This window comes from Gelidibacter sp., assembly GCF_053579655.1.
Genome location: NZ_JBMDWE010000038.1, coordinates 23,018 through 33,126 on the forward strand (window position 1 = coordinate 23,018; position 10,109 = coordinate 33,126).

General features: G+C 38.1%; 8 protein-coding genes. 4 read left to right on the forward strand and 4 right to left on the reverse strand.

The window, feature by feature from the left end:
• Positions 1-49 precede the first annotated feature (49 nt).
• From ACOH2D_RS15645 to ACOH2D_RS15660, 4 genes are all read right to left on the reverse strand, one after another.
• A complete protein-coding gene (locus tag ACOH2D_RS15645) occupies positions 50-760 on the reverse strand; it encodes a tRNA1(Val) (adenine(37)-N6)-methyltransferase (RefSeq protein WP_348035107.1) in 711 nt (236 codons plus the stop codon).
• Between the two features lie 42 nt (positions 761-802).
• A complete protein-coding gene (locus ACOH2D_RS15650; protein ID WP_348035106.1) occupies positions 803-1,153 on the reverse strand; it encodes a four helix bundle protein in 351 nt (116 codons plus the stop codon).
• A 34-nt stretch (positions 1,154-1,187) separates the two neighbouring features.
• A complete protein-coding gene (rimM, locus tag ACOH2D_RS15655) occupies positions 1,188-1,715 on the reverse strand; it encodes a ribosome maturation factor RimM (protein WP_348035105.1) in 528 nt (175 codons plus the stop codon).
• A gap of 155 nt (positions 1,716-1,870) precedes the next feature.
• Complete coding sequence (locus ACOH2D_RS15660; protein ID WP_449535806.1) at positions 1,871-2,425, reverse strand: 30S ribosomal protein S16; 555 nt, start codon at positions 2,423-2,425, stop codon at positions 1,871-1,873.
• Between the two features lie 659 nt (positions 2,426-3,084).
• On the opposite strand from ACOH2D_RS15660, the gene dnaE reads away from it, so the two are divergent.
• From dnaE to ACOH2D_RS15680, 4 genes are all read left to right on the forward strand, one after another.
• Entirely contained in the window at positions 3,085-7,470 is a 4,386-nt protein-coding gene (dnaE, locus tag ACOH2D_RS15665) for a DNA polymerase III subunit alpha (protein ID WP_449535807.1), read from the forward strand.
• A 366-nt stretch (positions 7,471-7,836) separates the two neighbouring features.
• Positions 7,837-8,172, forward strand: a complete 336-nt coding sequence (gene trxA / locus ACOH2D_RS15670) for a thioredoxin (RefSeq protein ID WP_348035116.1) — start codon at positions 7,837-7,839, stop codon at positions 8,170-8,172.
• 161 nt (positions 8,173-8,333) lie between these two features.
• Complete coding sequence (locus tag ACOH2D_RS15675) at positions 8,334-8,879, forward strand: ClpP family protease (RefSeq protein ID WP_449535808.1); 546 nt, start codon at positions 8,334-8,336, stop codon at positions 8,877-8,879.
• A 151-nt stretch (positions 8,880-9,030) separates the two neighbouring features.
• Positions 9,031-9,960 carry a DUF58 domain-containing protein gene (locus ACOH2D_RS15680; protein ID WP_449535809.1) on the forward strand — a complete coding sequence of 310 codons (930 nt, stop codon included), beginning with the start codon at positions 9,031-9,033 and terminating at the stop codon, positions 9,958-9,960.
• Positions 9,961-10,109: the final 149 nt, after the last annotated feature.

A 10,109-nucleotide genomic window follows, 5' to 3' on the forward strand; every position in this document is an offset into this window, starting at 1 on the left:
AAATTGAAAAACAAAAATAGCGAAACCGTTTGCAGTGAACAATTATAAACTACATTTTGAGATAGAAATCTTTGGTTAATTCAATATAATCGTCTGTATATTGATGTCTTGCAGTTTCTATGATGAGTTCCTTGGGAATTATAGAAGTTTCTTGAAAAGAAAACTCGATGAGGCTGCGTTTAATTTCTGTATGAGGCGCGCCTTTTACTCTTAAAATACGATTTGGAAAAAGATGTTCTTTGGAAGCTAATACGATAATTTCTTTTTCTTCTGAAATTGGAACGATCACAGAAAACCGTCCGTTTTCAGAAAGTAATTTTGAAACACTTTCAATAAGTTGTCGAAACGGCATAGCATCTGTAAATCGTGCTAAATCGCGTTGCTTACTATTGCTCTTGTAGGTGTCGATGTAAAATGGGGGATTGGAAATGATGAGATCGTATTTATCATCAATTTCATCAACAAATTCGTCTAAAGCAGCATGATAACAAAAAAGGCGATCTCCCCATGGCGAAGTTTCGAAATTATCAACACATTGTTCGTAGGCATCATCATCAATTTCAATGGCGTCAATGAGTTCTGCGCCACTGCGCTGCGCTAGCATCAATGCTAAAACGCCGGTGCCAGCGCCGATATCTAAAATAGAATATGGATGAGCATCCACATCAGTCCATGCGCCAAGCAAGACGGAATCCGTGCCTATTTTCATGGCGCAACGGTCTTGGTTGACGGCGAATTGTTTGAATTTAAACTGTTTCATAAGCGCTCCAATGTTTAAAATTCCAAATTCCAAATTCCAAAATCAGGACTTATTAATAATTGCAGATAAGATTCTTCTCAACTCTTCTGCTTCATTCAGAAGATTGAGTAAAGTGTCTTCAAAAGACGGGTTTAAGTCTCTTAAAAGTTTTAACCATAGCACTGATTCTTTAGCTTCTTTTCTTGCGATTTTAAGTCTAAATAAAAAATCTTTATCGCCAAGTTTTTCATTGGCTTCTATATAGTTTGCGGCTACTGAGGCTGATGAGCGTACCAATTGTCTTCCATCCTGGAGGTTGGAAATCGTTTTAGAAAGTGACGCTATCAAAAGTCTACAGTTTTTTGCAAACAGATATGTTCTTTCTTCTAAATCATAAACTCTCTTGTTTTCCATAACATATTGGAATTTGGAATTTTTTCTTTGGAATTTATTCGAGATATAGATCAATCAGTCCTTCTGGTGTTTCCAACAAAATAAGTCTGTTTTCTTTGTCTACTTTCTTAATAAACGCATCATTCATAGGGATCAAAATTTCAATTCCATCACGGTCAATTTCAAAAAGTGCTTGGGCTGTGGAATCGTTAACCGATTTTACAACGCCAACCTTCCCGAAATTTACGTCTTCAACTGCAAATCCGATGATTTCGTGGAAATAAAATTTGTCATCATCAAGTTTTGGTAAAAATTCTAAAGGCAAGTAAATGTCACATTTTAAAAGTGCATCGGCATCCTGTTCCGTCTCAACATCTTCAAATTTTACCCGTAACAATTCAGATTTATGTAGCTGTGACGATTCAATAAAAAAAGGCACTAGATTATTGCGAAGATCAACAAAAACAGAATCCATGTCTTCATAGATTTCTGGATCATCCGAGTCTAATTTTATGAGCAATTCTCCTTTAAAACTGTATTTCTTTACAATTTTACCAACGTAGAAACAGTCTTCTTTTAACATAGATTTTTTCTTTAAACTTTAACTTAACAAATTTAATAAGATCCCGCCAAAAGACGGAGGTGTTCAAGGACTTATTCTGTGTGGTTAGAATAGCTTATTGAACAAAAAACTCCGATAGGTCATATCGGAGTTTAAAAGTATAAAAAATAAATTCTTTATTCTTCTGTTTTTGTTTCAGCATCTTCAGCTGGAGCATCTTCCGTTGCTTCAACTTCAGCAGGAGCATTTGCAGCAGCTTCGGCAGCTTCTGCATCGGCAATAACCTGTGCAGCTTCAGCTTCACGCTTAGCATTTACTTCTTTTTCAGCTTCTTGAGCTTTCGCTTTAGCATCAGCACTAGCTTTTACTAAACCTTCTTTTTTAGCGTCAACTTTACCTGCTTTTTCATCTAACCAAGCCGCAAATTTAGCATCTGCTTGCTCTTCTGTTAAAGCACCTTTTCTAACACCGCCAGCAAGATGGTTTTTCAATAGGGCACCTTTGTAAGACAAAATTGCTTTTGCCGTATCAGTAGGTTGCGCACCATTTTGTAACCATTTTACTGCCAAATCAACATCTAATTCAATAGTTGCTGGATTGGTAGTTGGATTGTAAGCACCTATTTTTTCTAGGTATTTACCATCTCTTTTTGACCTTGAATCGGCCGCAATGATCCAGAAAAATGGTTTCCCTTTTTTTCCGCGTCTTTGTAATCTAATTTTAACTGCCATAAATAATTAATTAGTGAGGTTCGCGACCTCTATTATTAATAAGTCCGCAAAGATACTACAAATATTTTATTGACAATTATTTTACTGCAAATAAACTTAGGAATAATTTTTCTTAGTTTTTTGATTTTCAACAAGGTATTTAGCTCATAATAAGCGGTCTGAAATGTGGGGCCGTGAAGGGGATGGTGGTTATATTCATTGTGTTAAATGATAAGGGTGTTAATGTGGTATAATTCAATTCTTCCTCAAGTTAAGGAAATGGAAAGGATAGATTTTGGTACAAGAGTGGCCATGATGCTGTGATTTTTGAATATGGAAGAAGCAGAGTTATTGCAGATAATAAAATTGAAAAAATGACGATTATATTGACGTCCAATCAAAAAAGCTCTTTGGGTTATTTCACGGGAGTGCTTCAAAAGCATAAAGACAAGTGTAATTATTATCAAAGTTGTCCCTTGGATTGCATTTTTATTTCCAACTATTTCCAATTTTCATTTTATAAAAGCGTTATTTATATGTAATTTTAAAAACTTTTCTTTTGAAGAAAAAGCCCAGTAAATTCAGCCGATTTTATTAAAATTATTCTTGGATTCGACCGTCATTAGACAGGTTCGAGGCTAAAAACGACTAAACAAGAAACTACAAACAAAGCAACATACATGTATTTAATTTTCGATACCGAAACCACAGGATTACCAAAACGTTGGGATGCGCCCATCAGCGACACGGATAACTGGCCAAGATGTATCCAAATAGCCTGGCAATTGCATGACGCTATGGGTAATATTATCGAGCATCAGGATTATTTGGTACAGCCTGACGGCTTTAATATTCCTTATGATGCTGAGAAAATTCACGGTATTTCAACTGATCTTGCCCAACAGCAAGGTGTGCCGTTAGCTGAAGTATTAGAGAAATTCAATGCCGCTTTAGCAAAGACTAAATTTGTTGTGGGACAAAACGTTGGTTTTGACTTGAACATTATGGGCGCTGAATTTCATCGTGAAGGGGTGGTCAATAATTTACAGGAACTTCCTGTTTTAGATACCTGTACAGAACATACTGCAAGTTTATGTCAACTTCCGGGCGGACGTTATGGAAGATTTAAATTGCCAACTTTAACCGAGTTGCACCAATTTCTTTTTAACGTTCCTTTTTCAGAAGCACATAATGCTACTGCCGACGTTGAGGCGACCACACGTTGTTTTTTGGAATTGATCAGACGTGAAGAATATACGATAGAGCAATTGGACGTTGCATCCGATTATTTTGAGAATTTTAAAGAGGCAAATCCGGAAACCATTCAGTTGATCGGATTAAAGCATATCAATCTTAAAGCCGAAAGCGCAAAGGTTAAAAAACAGATTGAAGCACTTCAAAAGTCTGATGAGCCTTCCAAAAAAGAAATTGCCCAAAATATTGAAGAGCTTAAAGATGTTGAGTTTGTGCATTTGCACAACCACTCGCAGTTTTCAGTATTACAATCCACCATCAGTGTGCCTGATCTGGTGGCTTTAGCAGCGGAACAAGATATGTCTGCCGTAGCGCTTACCGATCATGCTAATATGATGGGTGCTTTTCATTTTGTGAAAGCGGTGGGCAATCACAATAGAAATGTTGAAGCTAAAAATAAAGCTGCTGAAGAACGCGGCGAAACACCGACTGAAAAAATAATCAAACCTATTCTGGGCTGTGAGTTTTTTGTATGTGAAGACCATAAAGATAAAAGCCGAAAGGATAACGGTTACCAGATTGTCATGTTGGCCAAAAATAAAAATGGCTATCATAATTTATCTAAATTATCGTCGCACGCCTTTGTGAACGGGTTTTATTATTTGCCTCGAATTGATAAAAAACTAATTCAAGAATACAAGGAGGATCTTATTGTCTTAACCGGAAACCTCTATGGAGAAGTTCCTAGCAAGATTCTGAATATTGGCGAAAACCAGGCAGAAGAAGCCTTGCTTTGGTGGAAAGAGGAATTTGGTGACGATCTTTATGTGGAGTTGATGCGCCATAATCAGGAAGATGAAAATCGGGTTAATCCTGTGTTGATTGATTTTGCGAGAAAACACGACATTAAGTTGGTCGCTACCAATAATACCTATTATGGTAAGAAGGAAGATGCCAATGCGCACGATATCTTACTCTGTGTTAAAGATGGCGAAAAGCAATCGACGCCCATAGGACGCGGCCGCGGGTATCGTTTTGGGATGCCTAACCAGGAATATTATTTTAAGTCGGGCGAAGAGATGAAAAAACTCTTTAAGGACATTCCCGAAGCTATTTCCAATATTCAGGAAGTGGTCGATAAAGTGGAAGCCTATGAATTGGCTAGAGATGTCTTGTTGCCTGCGTTTGGAATTCCTGAGGAATTTAGACATGCCGAAGATCTTATAGATAAAGGCAAACGCGGAGAGAATGCTTATTTGCGACATATTACCTATGAAGGCGCCAAAAAACGGTATCCAGAAATTACCGAGGAGATAAAGGAGCGACTGGATTTTGAGTTGAGTGTTATTGAAAATACGGGCTATCCTGGGTATTTCTTGATTGTTGAGGATTTTATCAGGGAAGCCCGAAACATGGATGTTTCTGTAGGGCCTGGTCGTGGTTCTGCTGCAGGTTCTGTGGTAGCTTACTGCTTAAAAATTACTAATATCGATCCGCTGAAGTACAATTTGCTTTTTGAGCGTTTCTTAAATCCGGATCGAGTCAGTATGCCGGATATCGATATTGATTTTGATGATGAAGGCCGAAGCAAGGTTATGGATTATGTGATCCAAAAATATGGAAGTAGTCAGGTGGCTCAAATTATTACTTATGGCACCATGGCTGCCAAATCGTCCATTCGTGATACGGCTAGGGTTTTGGATTTGCCGCTTTTTGATGCCGACCGCATTTCAAAACTCATCCCGAATATGTCCAAATTGGGCAAAATATTTGGTTATGATGAAAAACAACTCAGTAAAGCATTCAGATCTGAAGATTTAGAAAAAGTCAATGAACTGATCAATCTTTCTGAAGGTCGTGGTTTGGAAGCTGAAACCATTAATTTGGCAAGGATTCTTGAAGGCTCCGTGAGAAATACAGGAATTCACGCCTGTGGGGTAATTATTACGCCAGATGATATTACCAAATTCGTTCCGGTGGCCACGGCAAAGGATTCTGATTTGTATGTGACTCAGTTTGATAACTCTGTGGTGGAGGATGCCGGTTTGCTGAAAATGGACTTCTTGGGATTAAAGACCTTGACCTTAATTAAGGATACGGTTAAAATTGTCAAGGCTAAACACGATATTCTACTCGATCCTGACACTTTTCCATTAGATGATGAATTGACTTATGAGTTGTTCCAAAAAGGCGAAACTGTAGGCGTGTTCCAATATGAATCTCCAGGGATGCAAAAACACCTTAAGGAATTAAAACCGACCGTTTTTGAAGATTTAATCGCAATGAACGCCTTGTATCGTCCGGGGCCAATGGAATATATTCCAAGTTTTACCAGACGTAAACACGGCGATGAAGAGATAGAATATGACCTTCCTGCGATGGAGGAATATCTAAAGGAAACTTATGGTATTACCGTTTACCAAGAGCAGGTGATGCTGCTATCGCAAAAACTGGCCGATTTTACCAAAGGTGAAGCCGACGTTTTGCGTAAGGCGATGGGTAAAAAGCAGATTTCGGTTTTGGATAAGATGAAACCGAAATTTATAGCTCAGGCTGAAGCTAATGGTCATGACGCTAAAAAACTGGAGAAAATTTGGAAAGACTGGGAAGCATTTGCGAGTTATGCGTTTAATAAATCGCATTCCACGTGTTATGCTTGGATTGCTTACCAAACGGCTTATTTAAAAGCACATTATCCGGCCGAATATATGGCTGCGGTACTCAGTAATAATATGAACGACATCAAGCAGGTCACTTTCTTTATGGAGGAATGCAAGCGGATGAAATTGAATGTGCTTGGACCAGATGTCAATGAATCTTTTTACAAGTTTTCAGTTAACAAGGATTATGCGGTCCGTTTTGGAATGGGTGCTATTAAAGGCGTGGGCCATGGCGCCGTGATGACGATTGTAGAAAACAGAAAAGATGGGGTTTACAAATCTATTTTTGATTTTACAAAGCGAATTGATTTAAGGGCGGCCAACAAAAAAGCCATTGAAAACTTGGCATTGGCTGGCGGATTTGATTGTTTTACGGATACCCACCGCGCACAATATTTTCAGGATGAAGGAGACAATATTACGTTTTTGGAAAAGGCGATACGCTATGGTAGCAAGCATCAGGAAAATGAAAACTCAGCACAAGTCAGTTTGTTTGGTGATGCCAGTGATGTTCAAATTGCTGAGCCTTTAGTGCCTCCTTGTGAGGAGTGGGGCACCATGGAAAAATTGGCTCAGGAACGTGAAGTGGTCGGGATTTATATTTCTGGACATCCACTTGATGATTTCAAGATCGAGATGAAAACGTTTTGTAACGCCACGTTGGCGCTCTTTGCACATCTTGATCCTTATGTCAATAGGGAATTGACCTTTGGCGGGGTGGTGACTGTCGTGGAGCATCGTGTGAGTAAGCAGGGGAAAGGTTGGGCCATGTTTACCATTGAAGATTATACCGATAGTTTTGAATTCCGAATTTTTGGAGAAGAATACTTGAGATTTAGACACTTTTTAGTGCAAAGTTCATTCGTGTATGTTAAAGTGTATGTCAAGGAAGGCTGGACGAATAAGGATACAGGGAAAAAAAGTGAACCACGATTGCAATTTACCAGTTTTCAATTGTTGCATGACGTCATGGAGACCTATGCGAAAAAATTATCGATTCAGTTAGAGATAAAGGATTTGAAAGAAAGTAAAATCAAGGCGCTTGATGAAATTTTAAGAATGCATGAAGGGAATCATGCGCTGAATTTTTTGGTTTATGATAATGAAGCCAAAATTAAATTGCACATGCCGAGTAGAAAGCAAAAAGTAAAGATTTCTCAGGAGTTGTTGGATGAATTGAATGGTCAGGATTTATTTTATAAGTTGAATTAAACGGTCATTGCGAGGAAGCATGACGAAGCAATCTTTTGAATTTCGAACAGAGTTGAAAATTAAGAATTAAGTGGAGAAAATTGCTTCATTCCCCTAATAATGACGACTTGTTTTGAAAAGCCAAATTTGCGCAAGGGATTATTCGTCCACTTTTATTTTATATTTGGAACTCATGAATGCTTCGCATTTGAAGTGGCAGCCTTTTTATTGCTTTTCGCAATAAAAAGATACAACGGAAAGCCCGGTTTATGCGCGCAAAAAGTTGTTATAACTATCACGAATCCAGCTATAAGCAAAACAAATGTTAACCGTATAAGGATTGGTTAATATTTTGATTATTTTTGAGCATTAAATAAAAGTGAAACAATTAAAAGTATAAAAAATATGGCATTAGAAATAACAGATGCAAACTTTGAAGAAACGGTTTTGAAAAGTGATAAGCCGGTAGTAGTAGATTTTTGGGCTGCTTGGTGTGGACCTTGTAGAATGGTAGGACCGATCATTGACCAAATTAGTGAAGAATATGCAGGTAAAGCTGTCGTTGGTAAAGTGGACGTTGATGCAAATCAAGAATTTGCTGCTAAATATGGTGTGCGTAACATCCCAACGGTATTAGTGTTCCAGAACGGAGAAGTTGTTGGAAGACAGGTTGGTGTAGCTCCTAAAAATGCTTACACTGATGCTATTGACGCCCTTTTATAGTCGTTAAATAGAGCAAGCATCTATATACTAATATCTAAAAATTCAGGATTAGGATATGATGTACTATCTGTGATCTTAAAAAAAATAGAATATTCAGATAAAATGATAGAAGGTTTGCTGTAATGGTAAACCTTTTTTTATTTTAGTTAAAAATTTAGAAAATGAGCGATAAAACAAAAATACAAGATGCGATTGATCGCAAATTGATAGAAGAGCGTAAAGTGTTCCTTTGGGGACAAGTGGATGATAAATCGGCGAAACATGTCATCGATCGGTTGATGTACTTAGATGCTTTGGATATTGAGGATATTCATTTATATATCAATAGTCCTGGAGGTTATGTGACTTCTGGATTTGCGATTTATGACTGTATGAAGTCTTTGAAAAGTGACGTATCTACGATTTGTACAGGATTTGCAGCATCGATGGGTTCCATTTTGTTGTCAGCAGGAACGAAAGGCAAACGATTGATCCAACCACACGCACGCGTTATGATCCATCAGCCAAGTGGCGGTGCACGCGGACCAGCGAGTGATATTGAAATTACTGCCCAAGAAATTTTGAAAACAAAAGAATTGAGTGCACGTTTATTAGCGGTAAATTGCAATCAATCTATCGAAAAAATAATGAAGGATTTTAATCGCGACCATTGGATGGGCGCTGAGGAATCTGTGAGTTACGGCATTGTTGATAAGATTGCCCAATAGAAATAAGAATACAGTATCAAGTACTAAGTATTAAGATTGGAGCGTTCTTAGTTTCAGTCTTAATACTTAATTCTACAAGCGATTTGTGCTGAGCTTTGGTCGAAGCAAGCAGTCTTAAGGCTTAAAAAAATCGGTCTAACTAGTCTATCAAATGGATTTACAGCAAGAACTTACTAAAACGGGAGGTTTTAAAAATCTCGAACTGCTCGCCAAGCAAGTGGTTGAAGGTTTTATTGCTGGGATGCATAAGAGTCCATTTCATGGGTTTTCTGCGGAGTTTGCCGAGCATAAGATTTACAATCAAGGCGAAAGCACCAAACATATTGATTGGAAGTTGTTTGCCAAAACGGATAAGCTGTTTACCAAACGCTATGATGAGGAAACTAATTTGCGTTGCCACTTGATTATTGACAACAGCAGTTCCATGCATTATCCGGAGATGAAATCGTTTTCCATCAATAATTTGAATAAAATTGCGTTTTCAGCTTTAGCATCTGCCAGTTTGATGCACATTCTTAAAAAGCAACGTGATGCGGTAGGTTTGAGTATTTATAGCGATGCCTATGATTATTACGCGCCCGAAAAGGGAAGTGAGCGCCACCATCACATGTTATTGAGTGAATTGAGCAAAACGATCATTTCAAAGCCGGTTAACAAACAAACAGACACCTATACCTATCTGCATCAAATTGCGGAGAAGATCCATCGTAGATCTTTGATTTTCTTCTTTACGGATATGTTCCAGACCACAACGGATCAAACAAAATTATTTGAGGCGCTTCGGCATTTAAAACATAAGAAACATGAGGTGGTTTTATTTCATGTGTTTGATAAGGAAAAGGAATTGACTTTCGATTTTGACAATACACCCAAGCTTTTTGTAGATGTTGAGACTGGCGAGCACATTAATTTGTATCCAGAAACCATAAAAGAGGCTTATGAATCGGCTGTGGGATCTTATTTTGATGAATTGCGGGTTAAGTGTGGGCAATATCAAATAAAATATGTGGAAGCTGATATCACTAAGGATTTTGATAAGATCCTGACTACCTACATGGTAGAGCGTGGGAAATTTAAGTAGGGAAAATAATTTTAAAAAAAGTGCATAAAACATTTGCGATATTGAAATTGAGGTGTATATTTGCACTCGCATTGACGCAACGGTCTGGTAGTTCAGCTGGTTAGAATGCCGCCCTGTCACGGCGGAGGTCGCGGGTTCGAGTCCCGTCC